Here is a 21,189-nt window from a genome sequence, read left to right as displayed (position 1 = left end):
CTAATAAAAATGCGTCAATTCGAGCTTGCGTATGGTGCCGTCGCACAGTCCGAGCGTCACGACACGGCCGGGCATACCCGCCGTCCATGACGCGATCGGGCTCGTCGAATAGCCGCTGGTGACGGGTGTGCCGTCGATCGCGCAGATCAGGTCGCCGTCCTTCCAGCCGGACGCCGCCGCAGGGCCGCCGCGCATGACGTGGAGAATTTTCAGCCGGTCTTTCTCGATCCCGATCAGCAGGCCACTGGTCGAACGCGGCGGCGGCAGGTCGGCCCTGGGACCTCGGCTGAGCACCATCCGCCGTGCGCCCGGATCGAGCAGGACGCGGTAGTTCTGAAGGAAGCCGGAGCCGATGCGCCCGGCGGTGCCGATCGCCTGCGAGAAGCCGTCTGCGGGTTCGATCCGGACCTCGGCCTCGCGCGCGATCATCTCGCCGACGCCAATCTCGGGAACGATCGCAAGGCCGCTGACTGCCGGGCCGGCGAGCCCGAACGCGATCGCGCTGGTGGTGCGCAACGCCTTCAGGTTTGCCGCCTGCCATCCCGCCGCCGTGACGGTGATCGACGAGCCGTCGCCAGTATCGACCACGATCGGCGCGAGGCGCCGGCCGCCCAGCGTGAGCGCGCTTTCATACACGCTGCGCTCGGCGGAGACGCGCAGCGGTGCGCTCTCGCCCTTGAACGGCAGGCGGCCGGAGCGGAGCAGGCGAAAGCGCTTGGCGGCGTAATCGATGTCGAGCGCATGGCCGGCGAGCATGTCGGCACCGACCAGCAGGTCGACCGCGGAGGCGCTGCCGGTGGCGATCGCGGGCAGGTCGGCGACGGTCACGCCGCCACCGGTCCGCGCAAGGCCGCCGAGCGCGACCGAGCGCGTCGGCATCCAGCCGAGTGCGACCGATCCGCCGATCGCGGTCGCGCTGCCACCCGCGACCAGCTTGGCGGGATCGGCCGCGGGGGAGGCCTTGGCGAGCAGCGTGTAGCTGACGCCGGTGTCGAGGATCGCGGTCACGTCGCGGCCGTCGAGCTGCATCTTGAAGCGGATCTGGTTGCCGGGGGTGAGGTCGAACGCGATCCAGCGCGCTTCGGCGTCCGCCGCGAGATGGTACACGCCGCGGTCGCGTGCGGCGGGGGAGGTCGCGGTTGCCGGAGCGGATTTCGAGGGCTCGCGCGCCGAGACGAAGAGGACCGCGATCAGCGGGACGAGGGTGAGCAGGGCACGACGCATGTGGCGCTGTCCCCTAGCGGGTCGCGGGACGGGTACAAGCGGGGGCTTCGCCGGGGCGGGGCGGAGACGGGGTGGATAGCGATGCGGCGTGCTTGCCTGCGAGACAGTATCCGCTTGGCACGGCGCGCTTTATCTTGATCCAGTTAAGCCTGGCTTGGCAAAACAATAATTGCTCTCCGGCTAACGCGGGAGTCCAGCGTCACAAGCGGGGCGTTCGTGGCCCCTAGACCCCCGCGTTCGCGAGGGGACGGTAGACGGCGGGTCCGCTTGGCTGAAACAGCCCTGCCATCAGCCTTTCGGTATCGGCATTGCCGAAACTAGCCCTGCCAAGATGCCCGCAACGCTCAAACAGAACACCACCCCGGCGGAGGCCGGGGCCCAATTGGGGGAACGGTGATGATTGCGGGCAGTATGCCGTTACTGCCGCCTTTCCAATTGGGCCCCGGCCTCCGCCGGGGTGGTGGAAGTGAAGCTGGAAATGCTCGATTTCGGCACGCTTCCGCCCCTACAGGCACGCCTCCAGATACGCCTGGTCGAACCCGAACTGCTTCGCCTTCTCCAGCGTATACGGCCGCAATCCCATCGACCGGTACTCGCCCAGGATCTTACCGTCCGCCGACTCGTCCATGTATTCGAACTTGAACAGCTCCTGCGTGACGATCACCGGGCCTTCCATGCCGATCACCTCGGTGATGTTGGTCACGCGGCGCGAGCCGTCGCGCAGGCGCTTCACCTGGATGATCAGCTCGACCGAATCGGCGATCTGGCGCGAGATGGCTTCCTTCGGCACCTTGATGTCGGACATCATCACCATGTTCTCCATGCGAGCGAGCGCCTCGCGCGGGGAGTTGGCGTGGAGCGTGCACATCGAGCCGTCGTGACCGGTGTTCATGGCCGCGAGCATGTCGAAACACTCGCTGCCACGAATTTCGCCCAGGATGATCCGGTCGGGACGCATACGCAGCGCGTTCTTGACGAGGTCGCGGATGCTGATCTCGCCCTGGCCTTCTAGGTTCGCGGGGCGCGTTTCGAGCGGTAGCCAATGCGGCTGTTGCAGGCGAAGCTCGGCGGCATCCTCGATCGTCAGCACGCGCTCGCCGGGGTCGATCATCTTCGACAGCGCGTTGAGCATCGTCGTCTTGCCCGAGCCCGTACCGCCCGAGATGACGACGTTGAACCGCGACGCCCCGGCGATCTTCAGCGCGGTCGCCATCTTCGGCGACATCGAGCCGAACCCGGCCATCATGTCGAGCGTGATCGGTTTGGCGGAAAATTTACGAATCGAGATCGCGGTGCCACGCAGCGACAGCGGCGGCACGATCACGTTGACGCGGGAGCCGTCCTTCAAACGCGCATCGGCGAGCGGCGAGGTCTGGTCGACGCGACGGCCGACCGAATTGACGATCCGCTGCGCGATCTGGAACAGATGCTCCTCGTCACGGAACTGGATCGGCGCGAGTTCGAGCTTGCCCTTGCGCTCGACATAGGTCTGGTCGGGGCCGTTCACCATGATGTCGGTGATGTTCGGATCCGCCAGCAGCTCCTCCAACGGCCCGAGCCCGAGCAGTTCGTCGACCAGCACTTTTTCCAGTGCGAACTGTTCGCGGCGGTTGAGCGTCAGCTTCAGTTCGGCGAGCACTTCGCCGATGATCGGGCGGAATTCCTCGGCGAGCTCGTCCTTGTTGAGAGTCGCCGCAGCCTCGGGATCGACGCGTTCGAGCAGGCGCGGGAGGACCTGTTCCTTGATCTTGTGGATCGACTGTTCGAAGCCCTCGGTCCGGCTGTTGCCCGCTTCCCCGCTCGCATTCTGGCGATCGGACAGGCGCTGCATCGCGTCTAGCTGTCCGGCGGGCATCATGCCCGAGCTGAATCCGTCGGTCTCCCCCGGCATCGGCAGCGAATCGATCGGCGGGAATTGCGCACCGCCCTCGGGTTCCGCGCGCGCCACGGGATTGCTGCCCGGTATCGAACTTCCCTGCATCGGACGCGCGACGCCGAATGCGGGACGGGCCGACTGCCCCCCGCTGATGCCATTACGACGCCCGAATGCGCTCATGCCTGTATCCCTGGATGAATGCCGACCGGGTTAGGCGCCAAGCCTTGATAATTTGCTAACCAAAACAGGCGCGTGAATGGGCCGCTGTCGCGCGGTGCGATGGTCAGGGTTGATCGCCGCCGCGAACTCGCCGAAGGCAGGCACATGATCCGCCTGCTGCTTCTTCTCGCGCTCACCTTCGGGTTGGCGAGCTCCGCATCTGCGGACGACATCGCCGCCACCGGGCGCGGCGTCGTGCGCGTCGTGACGATCGCGGTGGTCGACGACCAGGTGGTCGGCTTCGGCCACGGCAGCGGCTTCGCGATCGCGCCCAACCGGATCGTCACCAACGCGCACGTCGTCGATCTCGCCGAGCGCTACCCTGACAACGTCGTCGTCGGCATCGTCCCGACCGAGGGCAGCAAGTCGTACCAGGGCAAGGTAATCGCGTATGATTCGCAGCGCGACCTGGCGCTGATCGAGTTCACCGGCGCGCGCCTGCCGCCGAGCGCACTGTATACCGGGCCGATGACCGAGGGCGATCCGGTGGTGTCGCTCGGCTTTCCGGGGAACGTCGACCTGGCGACGGCGCGGTCGGCGGCGGATTATATCCGGCCGATGACGCCGGTGCGGTCGGAGGGCGTGCTCTCCGGCCGGCGCGTGCTGAGTAGTGTCGAGGTGCTTCTTCACACGGCGAGCATCGCGCGAGGCAATTCGGGTGGGCCGTTGCTCGATCGCTGCGGGCGGGTGATCGGGGTGAACTCGGCGATCACGCGCGGCGAGGAGGGCGATTCGACGTTCGGGTTCGCGATTGCGGATACCGAACTGGCGGGCTTCCTGCGCGATGCGAAACAGCCTTATGCGTCGATCGGGACGGGATGCACGTCGATCGAGGATCGCTTGCGGCAGGACGCCGACGCGGATGCGAAGGCGACCGCCGATGCGGCGTCCGCCAAGCGTGACGCCGCGACGCAGGATGCGATGACGCGCGAGGTCGCGCTGGAAAAGGCGCGGACCGAAGCCGGGCGCGCGCGGGAGAACGTCATGGCGCTCGCCGGGCTGTTGCTGGTGGCGGGGGCGCTGGTGATCGGGAGCGCGGGGTTGCTCGAATCGCGCGGGCAGCGGCGTCAGGCAGTTTGGGCGCTGGGTATCGGCGGGCTGAGCGTGCTGGTCGCGATCGTCGTGTTCGTGCTGCGGCCCTCGGGTGAGGTCGACGTGCCGCTGTCCGCGCTGCCCAAGACGCGAATATCGACGCCCGATGCCGCGCTCGGCAAGCTGATGTGCACGCTGATCCCGGAGCGTAGCCGGATCACGATCTCGTCGAGCGAGGACGTGCCGATCGACTGGGGTGCGAAGGGGTGTGTGAACGGCGAGACGCAATATGTCGGCGCGAATGGTCGCTGGGACCGCGTGCTGGTGCCGGATGCCGAGCAGACCGTGTCCGTGCTGTCGTTCGATCCGGCGACGCGCGTCTATTCGAACACGCGCTATCTGATGTCGGCGGCGGGGATGGAGGCGGCGCGGACCGCGCGGGGCGTCGTGCCGAACGTGTGCAACATGGATGAGGCGGCGTTGGGTCGGCTTGCAGGGCAGCAGGCTGCGGTGCGTGCGGTGTTGCCGCCGTTGCCGAACGAGAAGCTGGTCTATTCCTGCAAGTCGGCGCGCTGAGCTTCGGAGGCGAGTAGCGCGCGCTTGCGGTCCAGCCCGTAGGCATAGCCGCCGAGCGCGCCGCCGATGCGCTGGGCGCGGTGGCAGGGGATGACGATCGACACTGGATTCTGGCCGCACGCGGTGCCGGCGGCGCGGACTGCGGCAGGACGGCCGGCGAGCGCTGCGAGTTCACTGTAAGTGCGGGTTTCGCCGATCGGGATGGTGCGTAGGGCTTGCCAGATCGCTTCCTGGAACGCGGTGCCTCGGACGTCGAGTGGGAGGTCTTGGTCGCGTTCGGGGGATTCGACGGCAGCTACGACTTGCGCTGCTAGGTCGGCGAGGGCTGCGTCGCCTGGTTCAATCGTGGCGTTGGGGAAGCGGCGGCGAAGTTCGTCGGCATCTTCGTCGAACGACACGCGACACAGGCCCTTGTCGGTCGCGGCGACGAACAGCGTGCCGAGGCTCGTGTCGGCGATGGTCCAGCGGATCGTGACGCCTTCGCCGCCGCGCGCCCAGGCGCTGGGGGCCATGCCGAGCCGTTTGGCGTCGGCTTCGTAGAAGCGGCTGGGGGCGGAATAGCCGGCGTCATAGATCGCTTCGGTCACGGTCGAATCCTCCGATAGGGCATTGGCCGCGCGTCCGGTGCGGAGCGCACGCGCGTAGGCCGCTGGGGTGACGCCGGTGGCGCGCTTGAACAGGCGGTGGAAATGATGGGGCGCGTAGCCGACTTTTGCCGCGACCTCATCTAGCGAAAGGCGGTCTTCGGTGGCTTCGAGCAGCGCGACCGCGGCGGCGACGGCGGTCCGGTCGCGGCCGACTTCGTCCGGGGTGCAGCGCAGGCATGCGCGGAAGCCGGCGGCGCAGGCGCTCGGCGGATCGGGGTGGAAGGTGACGTTCTCGCGCTTGGGGTGGCGCGCGGGGCAGCTTGGCTTGCAGTAGATGCCGGTGGTTTTCACGCCGACGACGAACCGGCCGTCCCACGCGCGGTCGCGAGCTTCGAACGCTTTCCAGGCGGTATCGGTGTCGGGGGCGATAGTCATTGGATCGGTATAGCCGGTCGCGACGCGCGTGCATCCCGTGGCTTGCGGTCAAAGCGGAGCCAATCGGTGGTCTGGCCGTTCTCCTGGGCATACCCCCTAATGAAAGATGTCTCATGGCCTCCGACACGCCCGTCTGGTTCATTTCCGGCTGCTCGACCGGTTTCGGTCGCGAACTCGCCAAGCTCGTGCTCGGGCGCGGTTGGCGTGCGGTGGTTACCGCGCGGGATGCGGATCGCGTCGCCGATCTCGCGGAGGGCGCCGAGGATCGTGCGCTCGCGCTGTCGCTCGACGTGACGGAGCAGGCGCAGATCGACGACGCGGTGGCGCAGGCCAAGGCGAAGTTCGGGCGGATCGACGTGCTCGTGAACAACGCAGGATACGGCTATCAGGCATCGGTCGAGGAGGGTGTCGAGTCCGAGATCCGCGCGCAGTTCGATGCAAACGTGTTCGGGTTGTTCGCGCTGACTCGCGCGGTGCTGCCGATCATGCGGGGGCAGAAGAGCGGCCATATCATCAACATAACGTCTGTCGCGGGTCAGGTCGGATTCCCGGGCTCGGGCTATTATGCCGCGTCGAAGCATGCGGTGGAGGGTTGGTCGGATGCGTTACTTGCCGAGGTCAAGCCGCTTGGGATCGACGTGACGTGCGTCGAGCCGGGGCCGTTCCGGACGGATTGGGCCGGGCGTTCGCTGAAGCAGACGCCGGTGAAGATCGCGGACTATGCGGATACTGCGGGCAAGCGGCTGGATGGTACGCGTGAGGTTAGCGGGACGCAGGCGGGTGACCCGGTGCGCGCCGGCGAGGCGATGATCGCGCTGACCGAGGATGCCAACCCGCCGCGGCACTTGGTGCTGGGGGCCTGGGGGTATGATGCGGTGACGAAGAAACTGGCTGAGCGGTTGAAGGAGATCGAGGCGCACAAGGCGGATAGCCTTGGGGCGGATTTTCCAGAGGAGTAATCTCGACCGAGCGAAATAGAATTGTTTCCCCGCGAAGGCGGGGACCCAGACTGGGCTCCCGCCTTCGCGGGAGAACAAGGAAGCAGGGGCTGCTTTCACGTTTGTAGCGCCAGCCTGCACCGACGCCTTCTACCACATCCACCACCCCGGCGAAGGCCGGGATCCAGTTGGAAAGGTGGTAATAACGAAGGGCCGTCCTCCTTTAGCAACGTCCCCCAACTGGGCCCCGGCCTTCGCCGGGGTGGCGTTAGGGTTGGGGAAGGGCGGTGATCAGCCGCCGTTGGCGCGGAACAGTTCCAGCGTCCGCTGCTTCGCCAAATCCGCGCTAGGCTCGTGATAATCCTTCCGCCGGTCCGAATTGAACCCGTGGCCCGCCTCGTAGACGTACACCGTCGCATTCGGCCAATCCTTCGCGATCACCTGCTCGACGCCCTCCATCGGGATACCGTGGTCGTGGCGACCGAAGTGAAGAATCACCGGCACCTTCGGTTCCTCGTCCGCTGCCGCCGGGATCATGCTGCCGTAATAGCCGCTCGCCGCCGCGACGCCGGTGAGCTTGGTCGAAGCGAACCACGCGACCGAGCCGCCGTAGCAATAGCCGACCACGAACACCGGCCCGGCGGGGGCGAGCGTGTCGATGCAGGTCTGGACGTCCTTCAGCGACAGGTCGAACGGGTGAAGCTGCCGTGCGAGTTCGACGCCACGCGCGAGGCCTTCGCCCGAATAGTCCGCCTCGAAGCCTGGGTGCTCGCGGTCGAACAGGGCCGGTGCCAGCACCTCGTAGCCGTCTGCGGCGTACTCGTCGCACAGGTCGCGGATGTGGTCTGTCACGCCGAAGATCTCCTGCACCAGCACGAGGCCGCCGCGGCGCTCGCCGGTCGGCTGTGCATGATAGACCGCAACGGTCGCGCCGTCGGACATCGTCATCGTTTCCATCGTGCCGGTCATTCTGATTTCCTATTCGTCATGCCGGACTGGTTCCGGCATCCACCGTGCCACATGAGCAACAGGCGTCGGGTTTAGCGGAGGGGTGGACCCCGGAACAGGTCCGGGGTGACACAGTTTGTGTGGAAGCCGATGACAAAACAGTCACAAACCCACCGCCACGACCCTCCGGCCGGGTTGCTAATCCGCGAACCCGATGCTACCCGCGCCGCGTCCCATGAGAGGTGCTTTCGCGCCCTCTTCCCCCATGGGGCGGCACTATTTTCGGTTTCAGGCGAGGATTCAAAGGTCCGTGGAGACATCCCCCGGTAATGTCGGCGGCGCTATTCAGGCGAGCTTGGGCGGGCGTTATGCGCTGGCTCTGTTCGAACTCGCCCGTGACGCCAAGACGATCGACGCGGTCGAATCGAGCCTGGCGAACGTGCGCGACGCGCTCGCGCAGTCGGAGGACTTCCGCACGCTGACGTCCAGCCCGATGGTGTCGCGTGGCGCCGCCGTGAAGGCTGTCTCCGCGGTCGCCGACGAACTCGGTGTCGATGCGACCACCAAGAGCTTCCTCGGCGTCCTCGCCGAGAACCACCGGTTGGGCGCGCTGCCGAAGATCATCAAGGCATTCCGGACACTTGCCGCGCAGCATCGCGGCGAGATCGCAGCCGAGGTGACGTCCGCGCATCCGCTGACCGATGAGCAGGTGATCGAGCTGAAGCATCAGCTCCGCCAGCGCGTCGGCCGTGAAGTTTCCGTCGACCTCAGCGTCGACCCATCGTTGCTGGGTGGACTCGTCGTCCGCGTCGGCAGCCAGATGATCGATTCGTCGATCAAGACGCGTCTCAACACTCTCGCGCACGCGATGAAGGGCTAAGCTAATGGATATCCGCGCCGCAGAAATCTCGAAGATCATCAAGGATCAGATCGCCAATTTCGGTACCGAGGCCCAGGTCAGCGAGACCGGCCAGGTGCTGAGCGTCGGCGACGGCATCGCGCGCATCTTCGGCCTCGACAACGTCCAGGCCGGCGAGATGGTCGAATTCTCGAATGGCGTGCAGGGCATGGCGCTCAACCTCGAGGCCGATAATGTCGGCGTCGTGATCTTCGGGAGCGATTCCGAGATCAAGGAAGGCGACATCGTCAAGCGCACCGGCACGATCGTCGACGTGCCGATCGGCAAGGAGCTGCTCGGCCGCGTGGTCGATGGCCTCGGCAACCCGATCGACGGCAAGGGCCCGATCCACACCACCGAGCGCTGCCGCGTCGAAGTGAAGGCACCGGGCATCATCCCGCGCCAGTCGGTCAGCGAGCCGGTCCAGACCGGGCTCAAGGCGATCGACGCACTCGTTCCCGTCGGCCGCGGCCAGCGCGAGCTGATCATCGGCGATCGCCAGACCGGCAAGTCCGCCGTCGCGATCGACGCGTTCATCAACCAGAAGATCGCGAACGCCGGCGACGATGAGTCGAAGAAGCTGTATTGCGTCTATGTCGCGATCGGCCAGAAGCGCTCGACCGTCGCCCAGCTGGTCAAGACGCTCGAAGAGAACGGCGCGATGGAATACACCATCGTCATCGCCGCGACCGCGTCGGACCCCGCACCGCTGCAGTATCTCGCACCGTACACCGGTGTCGCGATGGGCGAGTATTTCCGTGACCGCGGCATGCACGCACTGATCTGCTACGACGATCTGTCGAAGCAGGCGGTCGCCTATCGCCAGATGTCGCTGCTGCTGCGTCGTCCGCCCGGCCGTGAAGCGTATCCGGGCGACGTGTTCTATCTCCACAGCCGCCTGCTCGAGCGTGCCGCGAAGATGTCGGACGCGAACGGCGGCGGCTCGCTGACCGCGCTGCCGATCATCGAGACGCAGGCGGGCGACGTTTCGGCGTACATCCCGACCAACGTGATCTCGATCACCGACGGCCAGATCTTCCTCGAGACCGACCTGTTCTTCTCGGGCGTGCGCCCGGCGATCAACGTCGGCCTGTCGGTGTCGCGCGTCGGTTCGGCGGCACAGACCAAGGCGATGAAGAAGGTGTCGGGCTCGATCAAGCTCGAGCTGGCGCAGTACCGCGAGATGGCGGCGTTCGCGCAGTTCGGGTCGGATCTCGATGCGTCGACGCAGAAGCTGCTCAACCGTGGTGCGCGACTGACCGAGCTGCTCAAGCAGGCCCAGTTCTCGCCGTTGCCGTTCGAAGAGCAGACGGTGTCGATCTTCGCCGGTACCAGCGGCTATCTCGACAAGGTGCCGGTCGCCGACGTGACCCGCTACGAGCAGGCGCTGCTGGCCGACATGCGTGCGAACCATGCCGACGTGCTGAAGCTGATCCGCGATACCCGCGACCTGGGTAACGAGGCGAAGGACAAGCTGAAGGCAGCGCTCGAAGCGTTCGCAAAGACTTTCGCCTGAGCTGCGTAGAAAACGACATACACACACCGTCACCCCGGACTTGTTCCGGGGTCCACCGTGCCTCAGATCCCGTAGGACTGGTGGAGGAGTGGATGCCGGAACAAGTCCGGCATGACGGTTTAGGGACGGTGACGAACTAGAATGGCATCACTTAAGGCCCTCAAGATCCGCATCGGCTCGGTGAAGTCGACGCAGAAGATCACCAAGGCGATGAAAATGGTCGCCGCTGCGAAGCTGCGCCGTGCGCAGGACGCGGCGGTTGCCGGGCGTCCGTATGCCGAGCGTCTCGAAGCGGTGATGGCGAGCCTCGCGGGGCGCGTCGGCATCGCGCCGGGCGCCTCGCCGCTGCTCGCGGGCACCGGCAAGGACCAGGTCCACCTGATCGTCATCGCGACGTCGGAGCGCGGCCTCGCGGGTGCGTTTAACACCAACATCGTCCGCGCGGCTCGTCGCAAGGCCGAGGAGCTGATCGCAGCCGGCAAGACCGTGAAGTTCTACGTCGCCGGCAAGAAGGGGCGCGTGATCAAGCGCTTCTTCCCGAACGACATCCTCGCCGATCACGAGATGGGGCAGATCAAGCGGCTCGCGTTCAGCGATGCGCAGGAGATCTCCGAAGACCTGATCAAGCGCTTTGGCGAAGGCCAGTTCGATGTCGCGCACCTGTTCTACGCGAAGTTCGTCTCGGCGCTGGTGCAGGTCCCGACCGGCATCCAGATCATCCCGATTCCCCTGTCGGCTATCCCGGGCGCGGAAGCAAAGCCGGGTGCGCCCGCCGAAGCCGTGGTCGAGTACGAGCCCGACGAGGAAGCGATCCTCGCCGATCTCCTGCCGCGCAACGTCGCGATCCAGATTTTCCGCGCGTTGCTTGAAAACGCCGCGTCGGAGCAGGGTTCGCGCATGAACGCGATGGACAACGCCACGCGCAATGCCGGCGACATGATCACGCGCCTCTCGATCCAGTATAACCGTACCCGCCAAGCCGCGATCACGACCGAGCTGGTCGAAATCATCTCGGGCGCCGAAGCGCTCAAGTAAGTCCAAGGAAGCAGACAATGGCAACCGCCCCAGAGACCCTCGGAACCACGCTCGCCCCCAAGGCCACCAACAACACCGGCCGCATCTCGCAGGTCATCGGTGCGGTCGTCGACGTGCATTTCCCCGACAACTTGCCCGCCATTCTGTCGGCGCTCGAAACCGACAATAACGGCAACCGGCTCGTCCTCGAAGTCGCACAGCATCTCGGCGAGAACACCGTTCGCACGATCGCGATGGACGCTACCGAGGGCCTGACCCGCGGCCAGACCGTCACCGACACCGGCTCGCAGATCCGCGTGCCGGTCGGCCCGAAGACGCTCGGCCGCATCCTCAACGTCATCGGCGAGCCGATCGACGAGCGTGGCCCAGTCGGCGCAGAGACGACCGCGCCGATCCATGCTTCGGCGCCTTTGTTCGTCGACCAGTCGACCGAGAGCGCGATCCTGGTCACCGGCATCAAGGTCATCGATCTGCTCGCGCCATACGCGAAGGGCGGCAAGATCGGCCTGTTCGGCGGCGCCGGCGTCGGCAAGACCGTGCTGATCCAGGAACTGATCAACAACATCGCCAAGGGTCACGGCGGCACCTCGGTGTTCGCGGGCGTCGGCGAGCGTACCCGCGAGGGTAACGATCTGTACCACGAGTTCCTCGACGCGGGCGTCATCGCCAAGGATGCCGACGGCAATCCGCAGTCGGAGGGCTCGAAGGTCGCGCTGGTATTCGGCCAGATGAACGAGCCGCCAGGCGCGCGTGCCCGCGTGGCTCTGTCGGGCCTGACGATCGCCGAGTATTTCCGCGATGTCGAAGGCCAGGACGTCCTGTTCTTCGTCGACAACATCTTCCGCTTCACGCAGGCGGGCGCAGAGGTTTCGGCACTGCTCGGCCGTATTCCGTCGGCAGTGGGCTATCAGCCGACGCTGTCGACCGACATGGGCGCGCTGCAGGAGCGCATCACCTCGACCAACAAGGGCTCGATCACCTCGGTGCAGGCCGTGTACGTTCCCGCAGACGATCTCACCGATCCGGCACCGGCGACGTCGTTCGCGCATCTCGATGCCACGACCAACCTCAACCGCGCGATCTCCGAGCTGGGCATCTACCCGGCGGTCGATCCGCTCGATTCGACGAGCCGTCTGCTGGAGCCACGTGTCGTCGGCCAGGAGCATTACGACACCGCGCGTGCGGTTCAGTCGACCTTGCAGAAGTACAAGTCGCTGCAGGACATCATCGCGATTCTCGGCATGGACGAGCTGTCGGAAGAGGATAAGCTCACCGTCCAGCGGGCGCGGAAGATCCAGAAGTTCCTGAGCCAGCCGTTCCACGTCGCCGAGGTCTTCACCGGCATCAGCGGCAAGTTCGTCCAGCTCGAAGACACGGTCCGGTCGTTCAAGGCGGTGGTCGAGGGCGAGTATGATCACCTTCCCGAGGCCGCATTCTACATGGTCGGCGGCATCGACGAAGCCGTCGCCAAGGCCGAGAAGATGGCCGCGGAAGCGTAAGCCGACCTGACTCCCTCTCCCCTCCGGGGAGAGGGCTGGGGTGAGGGGCCGCCACGAGCGCCCTTGCCCGGTACTGCCCCTCACCCCGACCCTCTCCCCGCAGGGGAGAGGGAGAAGGCGAACAAGATGCTGCATTTCGAACTCGTCACGCCAGAAAAGCTCGTCCGCTCGGAGGAGGTCTACATGGTCGTCGTCCCCGGCACCGAAGGCGATTTCGGCGTCCTCGAAGGCCACGCGCCCTTCATGTCGACGGTCCGCGACGGCGGTGTGCAGATCTTCCGCACGCAGAACGGCACGCCCGAGATCATCGCGATCAAGGGCGGCTTCGCCGAGGTCAACGCCAAGGGCCTGACCGTCCTCGCCGAACACGCTGGCGAATAATGCCTGTCAGGCGAGCGCGGGTGCTCGCCTGATCGATACCGACGGCCGACGCTGTAACCGCGCCAGCAGCGGCCGCTCGATCCACCGATGCACCGCCAATCCCAGCATCGTCGATGCGACGATGAACGCCAGCGCGAACAGATAGGGTGACATGGTCGGGGCATAGCCTCCGACCATCCAGAGCAGCGCGATCAGGCAGGGATGGGTCAGGTACGTCGAATAGGACGCATCGCCCACGCGCGCGACGACCCGTTCGAACCGTCCCTCGGCAACCGTATCGATCACCCCGACTACCACCAGTGCCCAGGGAATGCCCCACGTCCAGGTCCGCGCGAAGCCCGAGGTGCCGGCAACGGCAACTTCGATCTGAAGCGGTAGCGGCACGCCTAGTCCGAAGGCGATCCCGACCACCAGCAGCACGGTCCCGATGCCGAGCGCAGGCGTCGCATAGCGTGCGCTAATCCCGCTATGCCAAGCCATCCACGCACCCACGCCCAGCGCAAATTCAAGCAGGAGTGGGTTCAGCAGCAACCTCAAAGGTGCCCAGCCGGGATGAACGACGCTGCCGATCAGCGCCAGCGCCACCGTGAGGGCCAGCAGCGTTTCGACACGGCGCTGCGGCGCCCGCATGGCAACAGCCACGATGGCGTAGAACGCGAATTCGAACCCGAGCGTCCAGCCCGGATACAGCGCGGGAACATGGTAGCCCGCTCCGTCGAGAACGGGCAGCACGGTGATCGACATCCACGCCGCCGGCACGGTCAAGGGATCGTGCATGATCAGCATGTAGACTGCGCTGACGCACGCGAACAACGGTACGATCCGCAGCCACCGCTTCGCTAGGAACCGCCATGAATCAGCGTCCGCGGTCGCCAGCGATTGCGCCATGACGAACCCGCTGATGACGAAGAACAGGTCGACCCCGCTCGCACCGAACATCGAGAGATTGGGGACCGACGGTACGAACTTGCCGGTCAGCGCGACCGGTCCGGAATCGATCATGTCGGACGCGTGCATCATCAACACGAGCGTGGCTGCGAGTGCACGAAGCCACTGGATGGGTGCGATGCGGGACGGCGTCATTTGGCACGTATACCGGGCGGAGCGTTAAAGCCGCGTTGCCCGCACGATCAGAGAAAATTATACGGGTCGACGTCCACCGTCACCCGCGCCTTGGAAGGCCATTCCAGCTTCCCCAGCCAGTCCCGTATGACGTCCTGCACGTCCAGTGCGCGCCGCGCATGGACGAGCAGCCGGTAGCGATGCCGGCCGCGCAGCATCGCCAGCGGGGCGGGGGCGGGGCCGTAGACGTGCATGCCGTCGACTTCGGGCGCACTACGGCCGACGAGCTTGGCGGTCTCGTGCGCGCAGGACTGGTCCTCCGACGACACCACGATCGCTGCATATCGCCCGAACGGCGGCGCGCCTGCATCCTTCCGCGCGTCCGTTTCCGCGGCATAGAACGCGTCGGCATCGCCGGTGATGAGCGCCTGCATCACTTGCGCGCCCGGACTATGCGTCTGGATGAACACGTGGCCCGGCTTCTCGCCACGCCCGGCGCGCCCCGACACCTGCCGCATCTGCTGGAACGTGCGCTCCGCAGCCCGCAGATCGCCGCCGTCGAGCCCCAGATCCGCATCGACCACGCCGACCAGGGTCAGGTTCGGAAAGTGATACCCCTTCGTCACCAACTGCGTGCCGACGACGATGTCGATATCGCCGGCCTCCATCCGTCCGACGAACTCGGCCGCCTTTGCCGGCGACCAGATCGTGTCGGATGTGACGACGGCCGTCTTCGCCTCGGGAAACAACGCCGTTACCTCGTCGGCGATTCGTTCGACGCCGGGTCCGCAGGCGACCAGCGTATCCTCGCCCTTGCACTCGGGACACACGCGCGGCGTCGGTTCGGCATGGCCGCAATGGTGGCAGGCGAGGCGGCGCGTGAGGCGGTGCTCGACCATCCAGGCGGTGCAATTCGGACATTGAAACCGGTGCCCGCACGTCCGGCACAGCGTCAGCGGCGCGTAGCCCCGCCGGTTGAGGAACAGCAGCGACTGCTCGCGCCGCTCGAGCGTTTCCTGCATCGCCTTGACGAGGCGCGGTGCCAGCCAGCGGCCGCGTTCCGGCGGCTCCTTGATCAGGTCGATCGGCTCGATCGTCGGCATCTCCGCCGCGCCGAACCGGCCGGGCAGCTTCAGTTCCGCGTAGCGCCCGGTCGCGACCTGCTGGCGAGTCTCGATCGCTGGCGTGGCGGAGGCGAGGATGACCGGACATCCCTCGAACTTGCCGCGCATCACCGCCACGTCGCGCGCGTGATAATGTACGCCCTCTTCCTGCTTGAAGCTGGTCTCGTGCGCCTCGTCGACGACGATCAGCCCGAGGTCGCGGTAGGGCAGGAACAGTGCAGACCGCGCGCCGACCGTCACCAGCGCCTCGCCGCTCGCGATCGCTCGCCAAGCGCGCCGGCGTTGGGTCGAACGAAGCCCCGAATGCCACGCGATCGGCTCGCAGCCGAAGCGGTCGTGAAAGCGCTTCAGGAACGGCTCGGTCAGCGCGATCTCCGGAAGCAGCACCAAAGTCTGGCGACCGTCGCGGATCGCCTGCGCCACCGCCTCGAAATAGACTTCGGTCTTGCCGGACCCGGTGACGCCGTCGAGCAACGTCGGATGGAACGCATGCTCTGCGACGCCAGCGACCAGGACATCGGCTGCTGCTCGCTGGTCCTCTGACAAACTCGGCTCATGATGCTGCGGATCGGGCACGGGGTAGGGGACGTCGATGCTGACCTCGACCGCCTCGATCGCGCCGACCTTCACCAGCCCGCGGATCACCGCGTCGCTCACCTCGGCGATCGTCGCGAGTTCGCGGATCAGGCCCTGCCGGTCACCGATCCGCTCGAGCGCCTGCTCGCGCTGCGGCGTGAGGCGCGGTGGCACGAGGCCCGTCGCGCGATACTCAATCGCCGTCCGCGCCCCTTCCAAGGCAGACGTCGATGCGAGCGTCATCCGCAACACCGACGCCGCCGGTGCGAGGTAATAATCCGCGGTCCACTCGACCAGCCGCCGCAACGGGGCCCCCAGCGGCGGCACGTCGGCGACCGCGAGCAGATTGCGCAACCGGTTGTCGCCGACCTCCGCATCGGACGGCATCCGTTCGGCTTCCCACACCACGCCTAGCAACTGCCGAGGCCCAAGTGGTGCGACAACGACCGATCCCGGCTCGACACTCATGCCGGCCGGCACGCGGTAGTCGAGTGGCCCGAGGGCGGCGTTGAGGATCAGGACACGGGCACGGGACGACATCGTGTTCGTATATGGGGACAGATCGACTCCGCGTGAACCGCTTACGTCGGGTTGGTCGATGCAGCCTTACGCGGCGTCGCGGTTCGGGCGGCGTCGCTCGCCGACGCGCGCGCGCTTCGCCTGGTACAGGATCGTATCGGCGCGGTGGATGAAATCGCGCACCGAAAGGCAGTCGCGGTCCAAAGCGGTGATGCCGACCGTGCCCGCGCTGACCATCGCGAGGCCGTTCAGCGCGATCGGAAAGCGCAACGCTTCCTCCAGCCGTGCAGAGATATAGCCGGGGTTCGCGGCCATGCCGGGGTCCTCGATCAGGATCGCGAATTCGTCACCACCGACGCGGGCGGCAAAGCTGTTCTTGAGCCAAGGGGCCTTCAAAATCCGGCCGACGCCGCGCAACACGTCGTCGCCTGCGGTATGGCCCAGCGTGTCGTTTATCGCCTTAAAGCCGTCGAGATCGACCAGCGCGAGCAACAACGGCGTGCCGTCGGTGTGCGACCGCGTCATGGCTGCATCGAGCGTACGATCGAACGCCGCCCGATTGGCGATGCCAGTCAGCGAATCGGTATTTGCCGAGCGCCGCAAATTGACCTCGAGCGCGTGGCGTTCCGTCACGTCCTGGAAGACGCCGACCAACGCTATGGTCTGGCCGTCGACGGTCTCGCATTCGCCCAGCACGCGGACACGGCGCTGTTCACCTTGCGCGTTCTTGAAATCGACCTCGATATCGAATGGCGCACCGGTTTCGATCGTCCGTCGAAGCGATGCGTTCATCTCGTCGCGGGCATGCGGCGGATAGAATTCCATCGCCACCGGCATCTCGGGCAGGTCGCCGATCGGCAGGCCGTGAATGTGATAGACCCCGTCGGACCATTGCAGCTTGTCGTCGGCCAGCGACACGCGCCACGATCCGATCGCCGCCATCCGTTCCGCCTGTCGGAAGACGCGGTCCTGACGCGCCAGCGCAGCCGCCTGGCGATCCGCGGTCGTCGCAATCGCGATAGCCTCGCGTGCAGCGGACCGCGCGGCGATCATCGCCTCGGCCAGGGTCGCGAGATGGGTCAGCGCCTTGCGCCCGGCATCGTTCAGCGAGCGCGGTACAGTATCGACGACGCAGATCGAGCCGATCGCATAATATTCACCGCGCGCGTCGCGCGCATTGACCGGTGCGCCAGCGTAAAAGCGAATACCGTCAGGCGGTTGCGTCCAGGGATTGGCCACGAATCGTAAATCGCTCGACACGTCTTCGATGACCATCGGTTCTTTGCCGAGGATCGTGTAATTGCACATGCCGATTTCGCGGGAGATCTCACCGCGTTCGCCGTCGCTCGCAGCCTTGATCCAGAGCCGGTTGCTGTCGACGAGTGTTAGCAAGGCGTTAGGGCAACCCAGCATTTCTGCGGCCAACGCGACCAATGCATCGAATTCACGCTCGGGTTCGCTATCGAGCAACGCCAAGGCCTGAAGCGCAGCCACGCGCCGTGCTTCGTCTGAAAAGTTGTCTGTGATGAGATCGACAGGCGACATGAAACTCGAATATAGCGGCTGGGTTAATTTTCTTTGCCTGTTCGGGGCGTTACTGTCCACACATGCCCACCGATAAAGACCAGACGCTCGAAATTCTGCCGCCGTCGATGCTCTGGGCGGAGCATCTCGGGCGTGATCGTCGGCGATCGGTCCACACGATCCGGGCTTATCGGGCGTCGGCCGAACGGCTGACGGCGTTCCTGGTCGGGCATTGGGGGGAGCGGATCACGCGCGGGGCGCTCGCACGCGTGACCGCGACAGACCTGCGAGCGTATCTGGCGCAACGCCGAGAAGCCGGGTTGGGTAACGCGTCGGCGGCGCGGGAATTGTCCGCGGTGCGCGGGTTTCTCGCCTGGGCGAACGAAGGTGCGGAGCAGCCGCGGATGCGGGGGCCGCGCGTGAAGGCGGGCGTGCCGCGACCGATCTCGCCGGCCGAAGCGGTCGCGTTGGCCGAAGAGGTGGCCGACGACGCGGCGGAGCCGTGGATCGGCGCGCGCGACTGGGCGGTGTTGATGTTGCTGTACGGCGCAGGGTTGCGAATCGGCGAGGCGTTGACGTTGCGGGGCGATATCCTGCCGCTCGGCGAGACGATCCGGGTGACGGGCAAGCGCACCAAGACACGCGTTGTGCCTTTGTTGCCTCAGGTGCGCACGGCGATCGAAGCATATGTGGCGCAGACGCCTTGGCCTATCGAGCGCGGCGAACCGTTGTTCCGTGGTGCCAAGGGCGGGGCGTTGTCCCCGGTGATGATTCGTCGGGCCGTTCAGTCGGCTCGGGCGCGGCTCGGGCTGGGCGATCGGACGACGCCGCATGCCCTGCGGCACAGTTTCGCGACCCATCTGCTGGGGCGGGGGGCGGATCTGCGCGCGCTACAGGAGTTGCTCGGTCATGCGAGCCTGAGTTCGACGCAGATCTATACGCAGGTCGATGCCGCGCATTTGATGGACGTGTACCGCAATGCCCACCCGCATGGCGGCGTCTAGCCCTTCGGTTTCCAGGTCAGCACGCGCCAGCCATAGCCTATGATGATGACCACGAACGTCGCCACTGCGACCGGCCCGACATAGCGGTCGAGTTCCTCGAAATGCGAGCCCAGAAGGATGCCGGCATAGGTGAGCACGGTGTTCCAGATCGCGCTGCCCGCCGCGGTCCAGATCACGAACTGCCAGATCGGCATGCGTGTCATCCCCGCGGGGAGCGAAATGACGGTGCGGAGCGTCGGCATGAACCGAAACACGAAGATCACCCAGCCGCCGCGCTTCGTGAAGAAGCGGTGGATCTTCTCGACGTCGGACCATTCCATCGTCAGCCAGCGCCCGTTGCGCTCGATGAAGGGGCGGAAGCGTTCGTAGCCGATGTTGCGGCCGATATAATACCAGAAGTAATTGCCGACGACCGAGCCCGCGGTGCCCCAGGCGATCAGCGGCACGACGCTCATGTCGCCGCGCGCGACGGCCATGCCACCGAGCCCCATGATGACTTCGGACGGCACTGGGGGGACGATATTCTCGAGCGCCATCAACAGGAAGATACCGAAATATCCGCCCCAGGCGATGAGATCGAGGATGAATTCGGTCATGGGTATCACATACTGCCGGGATGCCGGATGTGTTCCGCCATCTCTTACCACCCCGGCGGAGGCCGGGGCCCAATTGGGGGACGGCCATGACAAAGGGCGGCGCTCCGTCACTGCGACCTTTCCAATTGGGCCCCGGCCTTCGCCGGGGTGGTATCCTCGCTTCGACTACCGCGCCGCGACCTTCGCTTCGATAGCGTCCCAGATCATGCCGGCCACGTCCGTCCCATCGAAGTTCGAGATTGCGACGATACCGGTCGGCGACGTTACGTTGATCTCCGTCAGCCACGTCCCGCCGATCACGTCGATCCCGACGAACAACAGCCCGCGCTTCTTCAGTTCAGGCCCGAGTACCGCGCAGATCTCGCGCTCCTTGTCGGTCAGCACCGACTTCTCCGCCGAGCCACCGACCGCGAGGTTCGAGCGGATCTCGCCTTCGCCGGGCAACCGGTTGATCGCGCCTGCGACTTCGCCGTCGATCAGCACGATCCGCTTGTCGCCCTTCGCCACGTCGGGGAGGAACGCCTGGACCATGTGCGGCTCGCGCCAGGTCATGTTGAAGACCTCCATCAGCGCCGACAGGTTCGCGCCGTCCGACTCGACCTTGAAGATCGCCTTGCCGCCGTTGCCGTGGAGCGGCTTGATGACGATCGCGCCGTGCTCGGCGAGGAACTTCCGCGCTTCGTCGAGCGAGCGCGTGACGAGCGTCGGCGGCATGAACTGCGGGTAGTCGAGCACGAACACCTTCTCGGGCGCATTCCGCACCTGCGCGGGATCGTTCACGACCAGCGTCTTGTCGGCGATCCGCTCGAGCAAGTGCGTCGCGGTGATGTAGCCGAGGTCGAACGGGGGGTCTTGCCGCATCAGCACGACGTCGGCCTCGTCGCCAAGGTCGAGGTTCACCGGCTCGCCGACGCTGAAGTGATCGCCGACGACGCGCTGCACGGTGACCGGATGCGCCTTCGCCCAGACCCGGCCGTCGCGGTAGTTCAGGTCCTCGGCCGAGTAATGGAAGAGCGTATGGCCACGGTCCTGCGCGGACAGCATCAGCGCGAAGGTCGAATCGCCGGCGATGTTGATGCTGTCGAGCGGGTCCATCTGGACGGCGACGGTGAGGCTCATGCGTCTTCCTTCTGTTCGGTCGAGCGCATGTAGGCGCGGGCGGGCGCGAAGTCACCGGGCGGCGTCACCCGATCCAGGCATTCTCGATATGGCGCGGGCGGGTGCCGGGGGCGAGCAGGATGACGTCGACGCGAATGTCGTCGCCGGGTCCGGCGTAGCGCGACATTAAATACTCCGCCGCTGCGGCGACGCGGGCGAGGCGGCGCTCGTCGATCGCGAAGTCGAGTTCGGCAGCGGTCGCGCGGGTTTTTACTTCGACGAATGCGATTAGGTTGCCTTTGCGGGCGACGAGGTCGACTTCGCCGGCGGGGGTGCGGACTCGGCGATCGAGGATGCTCCAGCCCTTCAGCCGCAACCACCACCCCGCCAGCCGCTCCCCGCGACGGCCGGTCGCCTCCGCAGCCTTTCGGTCGTGCGTCCCCTTCCGCTTGCGGGAGGGGCTAGGGGGGGGCGGGGGCGGCACGTCTATGGCATGCCCTCCCCCGACCCCTCCCGCAAGCG

At 66.1% G+C, this 21,189-nt stretch carries 18 protein-coding genes; 8 read left to right on the top strand and 10 right to left on the bottom strand.

Translation table 11 applies throughout. The annotated features are described in order from the left end of the window. Both E5673_RS17820 and E5673_RS17815 read right to left on the bottom strand, forming a co-directional pair. On the bottom strand, positions 1 to 1,224 hold the full coding sequence (locus tag E5673_RS17820; RefSeq protein WP_168711663.1) for a PDZ domain-containing protein: 1,224 nt from the start codon (positions 1,222 to 1,224) through the stop codon (positions 1 to 3). Between the two features lie 505 nt (positions 1,225 to 1,729). Then, the gene (locus E5673_RS17815) at positions 1,730 to 3,280 is read right to left on the bottom strand and encodes a CpaF family protein (protein ID WP_120301116.1); all 1,551 of its coding nucleotides are present in this window, start codon (positions 3,278 to 3,280) and stop codon (positions 1,730 to 1,732) included. Positions 3,281 to 3,424: 144 nt separating this feature from the next. Between E5673_RS17815 and E5673_RS17810 the strand changes: the two genes are divergently transcribed. Then, positions 3,425 to 4,927 (top strand): trypsin-like peptidase domain-containing protein, encoded by a 1,503-nt coding sequence (locus E5673_RS17810; protein WP_136191608.1) that lies wholly within the window; start codon positions 3,425 to 3,427, stop codon positions 4,925 to 4,927. On the opposite strand, the gene ada is transcribed toward E5673_RS17810, so the two are convergent. Further along, positions 4,903 to 5,949, bottom strand: coding sequence for a bifunctional DNA-binding transcriptional regulator/O6-methylguanine-DNA methyltransferase Ada (gene ada, locus E5673_RS17805; RefSeq protein ID WP_136191026.1), 1,047 nt, complete (start codon positions 5,947 to 5,949; stop codon positions 4,903 to 4,905). The genes E5673_RS17810 and ada overlap by 25 nt on opposite strands. A gap of 113 nt (positions 5,950 to 6,062) precedes the next feature. Here ada and E5673_RS17800 point away from each other — a divergent pair, with 113 nt between their 5' ends. Further along, entirely contained in the window at positions 6,063 to 6,908 is an 846-nt protein-coding gene (locus E5673_RS17800; protein ID WP_136191025.1) for an oxidoreductase, read from the top strand. A 270-nt stretch (positions 6,909 to 7,178) separates the two neighbouring features. On the opposite strand, the gene E5673_RS17795 is transcribed toward E5673_RS17800, so the two are convergent. Further along, positions 7,179 to 7,856, bottom strand: coding sequence for a dienelactone hydrolase family protein (locus tag E5673_RS17795; protein ID WP_136191024.1), 678 nt, complete (start codon positions 7,854 to 7,856; stop codon positions 7,179 to 7,181). Between the two features lie 289 nt (positions 7,857 to 8,145). On the opposite strand from E5673_RS17795, the gene E5673_RS17790 reads away from it, so the two are divergent. The 5 genes from E5673_RS17790 to E5673_RS17770 all read left to right on the top strand — a co-directional run bounded on the left by E5673_RS17790 (position 8,146) and on the right by E5673_RS17770 (position 13,164). Continuing rightward, positions 8,146 to 8,715 carry a F0F1 ATP synthase subunit delta gene (locus E5673_RS17790; RefSeq protein WP_056065179.1) on the top strand — a complete coding sequence of 190 codons (570 nt, stop codon included), beginning with the start codon at positions 8,146 to 8,148 and terminating at the stop codon, positions 8,713 to 8,715. 4 nt (positions 8,716 to 8,719) lie between these two features. Further along, on the top strand, positions 8,720 to 10,249 hold the full coding sequence (gene atpA / locus E5673_RS17785; protein WP_136191023.1) for a F0F1 ATP synthase subunit alpha: 1,530 nt from the start codon (positions 8,720 to 8,722) through the stop codon (positions 10,247 to 10,249). Positions 10,250 to 10,390: 141 nt separating this feature from the next. Next, a complete protein-coding gene (locus E5673_RS17780; protein WP_056065178.1) occupies positions 10,391 to 11,284 on the top strand; it encodes a F0F1 ATP synthase subunit gamma in 894 nt (297 codons plus the stop codon). Between the two features lie 17 nt (positions 11,285 to 11,301). Then, positions 11,302 to 12,783 (top strand): F0F1 ATP synthase subunit beta, encoded by a 1,482-nt coding sequence (gene atpD, locus E5673_RS17775; protein WP_056065176.1) that lies wholly within the window; start codon positions 11,302 to 11,304, stop codon positions 12,781 to 12,783. A gap of 126 nt (positions 12,784 to 12,909) precedes the next feature. Further along, positions 12,910 to 13,164: an ATP synthase F1 subunit epsilon gene (locus tag E5673_RS17770; RefSeq protein WP_056488477.1), complete on the top strand. Its 255-nt coding sequence runs from the start codon at positions 12,910 to 12,912 to the stop codon at positions 13,162 to 13,164. Positions 13,165 to 13,170: 6 nt separating this feature from the next. Here E5673_RS17770 and E5673_RS17765 read toward each other — a convergent pair whose 3' ends face one another. From E5673_RS17765 to E5673_RS17755, 3 genes are all read right to left on the bottom strand, one after another. Then, entirely contained in the window at positions 13,171 to 14,247 is a 1,077-nt protein-coding gene (locus E5673_RS17765) for an acyltransferase (protein WP_136191022.1), read from the bottom strand. A gap of 47 nt (positions 14,248 to 14,294) precedes the next feature. Then, positions 14,295 to 16,466, bottom strand: coding sequence for a primosomal protein N' (locus tag E5673_RS17760; protein WP_136191021.1), 2,172 nt, complete (start codon positions 16,464 to 16,466; stop codon positions 14,295 to 14,297). A gap of 66 nt (positions 16,467 to 16,532) precedes the next feature. Then, positions 16,533 to 17,939, bottom strand: a complete 1,407-nt coding sequence (locus tag E5673_RS17755; protein ID WP_247599460.1) for a diguanylate cyclase — start codon at positions 17,937 to 17,939, stop codon at positions 16,533 to 16,535. A 113-nt stretch (positions 17,940 to 18,052) separates the two neighbouring features. Between E5673_RS17755 and E5673_RS17750 the strand changes: the two genes are divergently transcribed. After that, the gene (locus E5673_RS17750; RefSeq protein WP_247599459.1) at positions 18,053 to 18,973 is read left to right on the top strand and encodes a tyrosine recombinase XerC; all 921 of its coding nucleotides are present in this window, start codon (positions 18,053 to 18,055) and stop codon (positions 18,971 to 18,973) included. On the opposite strand, the gene E5673_RS17745 is transcribed toward E5673_RS17750, so the two are convergent. From E5673_RS17745 to E5673_RS17735, 3 genes are all read right to left on the bottom strand, one after another. Then, the gene (locus E5673_RS17745) at positions 18,970 to 19,569 is read right to left on the bottom strand and encodes a DedA family protein (RefSeq protein WP_136191019.1); all 600 of its coding nucleotides are present in this window, start codon (positions 19,567 to 19,569) and stop codon (positions 18,970 to 18,972) included. The genes E5673_RS17750 and E5673_RS17745 overlap by 4 nt on opposite strands. Before the next feature lie 165 nt (positions 19,570 to 19,734). Beyond that, positions 19,735 to 20,688, bottom strand: coding sequence for a glutathione synthase (gene gshB / locus E5673_RS17740; RefSeq protein WP_136191018.1), 954 nt, complete (start codon positions 20,686 to 20,688; stop codon positions 19,735 to 19,737). Positions 20,689 to 20,752: 64 nt separating this feature from the next. After that, entirely contained in the window at positions 20,753 to 21,151 is a 399-nt protein-coding gene (locus E5673_RS17735; RefSeq protein WP_136191017.1) for a YraN family protein, read from the bottom strand. Positions 21,152 to 21,189 lie beyond the last annotated feature (38 nt).

Source organism: Sphingomonas sp. PAMC26645 (assembly GCF_004795835.1).
Lineage (GTDB): Bacteria > Pseudomonadota > Alphaproteobacteria > Sphingomonadales > Sphingomonadaceae > Sphingomonas.
This window is presented reverse-complemented; position numbering and strand designations above follow the sequence as displayed.

Coding starts and splice junctions, on each gene's coding strand:
- atpA (WP_136191023.1), top strand. CDS start 8,720: ATGGATATCCGCGCCGCAGAAATCTCGAAGATCATCAAGGATCAGATC.
- E5673_RS17780 (WP_056065178.1), top strand. CDS start 10,391: ATGGCATCACTTAAGGCCCTCAAGATCCGCATCGGCTCGGTGAAGTCG.
- E5673_RS17765 (WP_136191022.1), bottom strand. CDS start 14,247: ATGACGCCGTCCCGCATCGCACCCATCCAGTGGCTTCGTGCACTCGCA.
- ada (WP_136191026.1), bottom strand. CDS start 5,949: ATGACTATCGCCCCCGACACCGATACCGCCTGGAAAGCGTTCGAAGCT.
- E5673_RS17760 (WP_136191021.1), bottom strand. CDS start 16,466: ATGTCGTCCCGTGCCCGTGTCCTGATCCTCAACGCCGCCCTCGGGCCA.
- gshB (WP_136191018.1), bottom strand. CDS start 20,688: ATGAGCCTCACCGTCGCCGTCCAGATGGACCCGCTCGACAGCATCAAC.
- E5673_RS17810 (WP_136191608.1), top strand. CDS start 3,425: ATGATCCGCCTGCTGCTTCTTCTCGCGCTCACCTTCGGGTTGGCGAGC.
- E5673_RS17750 (WP_247599459.1), top strand. CDS start 18,053: ATGCCCACCGATAAAGACCAGACGCTCGAAATTCTGCCGCCGTCGATG.
- E5673_RS17770 (WP_056488477.1), top strand. CDS start 12,910: ATGCTGCATTTCGAACTCGTCACGCCAGAAAAGCTCGTCCGCTCGGAG.
- E5673_RS17745 (WP_136191019.1), bottom strand. CDS start 19,569: ATGACCGAATTCATCCTCGATCTCATCGCCTGGGGCGGATATTTCGGT.
- E5673_RS17820 (WP_168711663.1), bottom strand. CDS start 1,224: ATGCGTCGTGCCCTGCTCACCCTCGTCCCGCTGATCGCGGTCCTCTTC.
- E5673_RS17800 (WP_136191025.1), top strand. CDS start 6,063: ATGGCCTCCGACACGCCCGTCTGGTTCATTTCCGGCTGCTCGACCGGT.
- E5673_RS17815 (WP_120301116.1), bottom strand. CDS start 3,280: ATGAGCGCATTCGGGCGTCGTAATGGCATCAGCGGGGGGCAGTCGGCC.
- E5673_RS17795 (WP_136191024.1), bottom strand. CDS start 7,856: ATGACCGGCACGATGGAAACGATGACGATGTCCGACGGCGCGACCGTT.
- atpD (WP_056065176.1), top strand. CDS start 11,302: ATGGCAACCGCCCCAGAGACCCTCGGAACCACGCTCGCCCCCAAGGCC.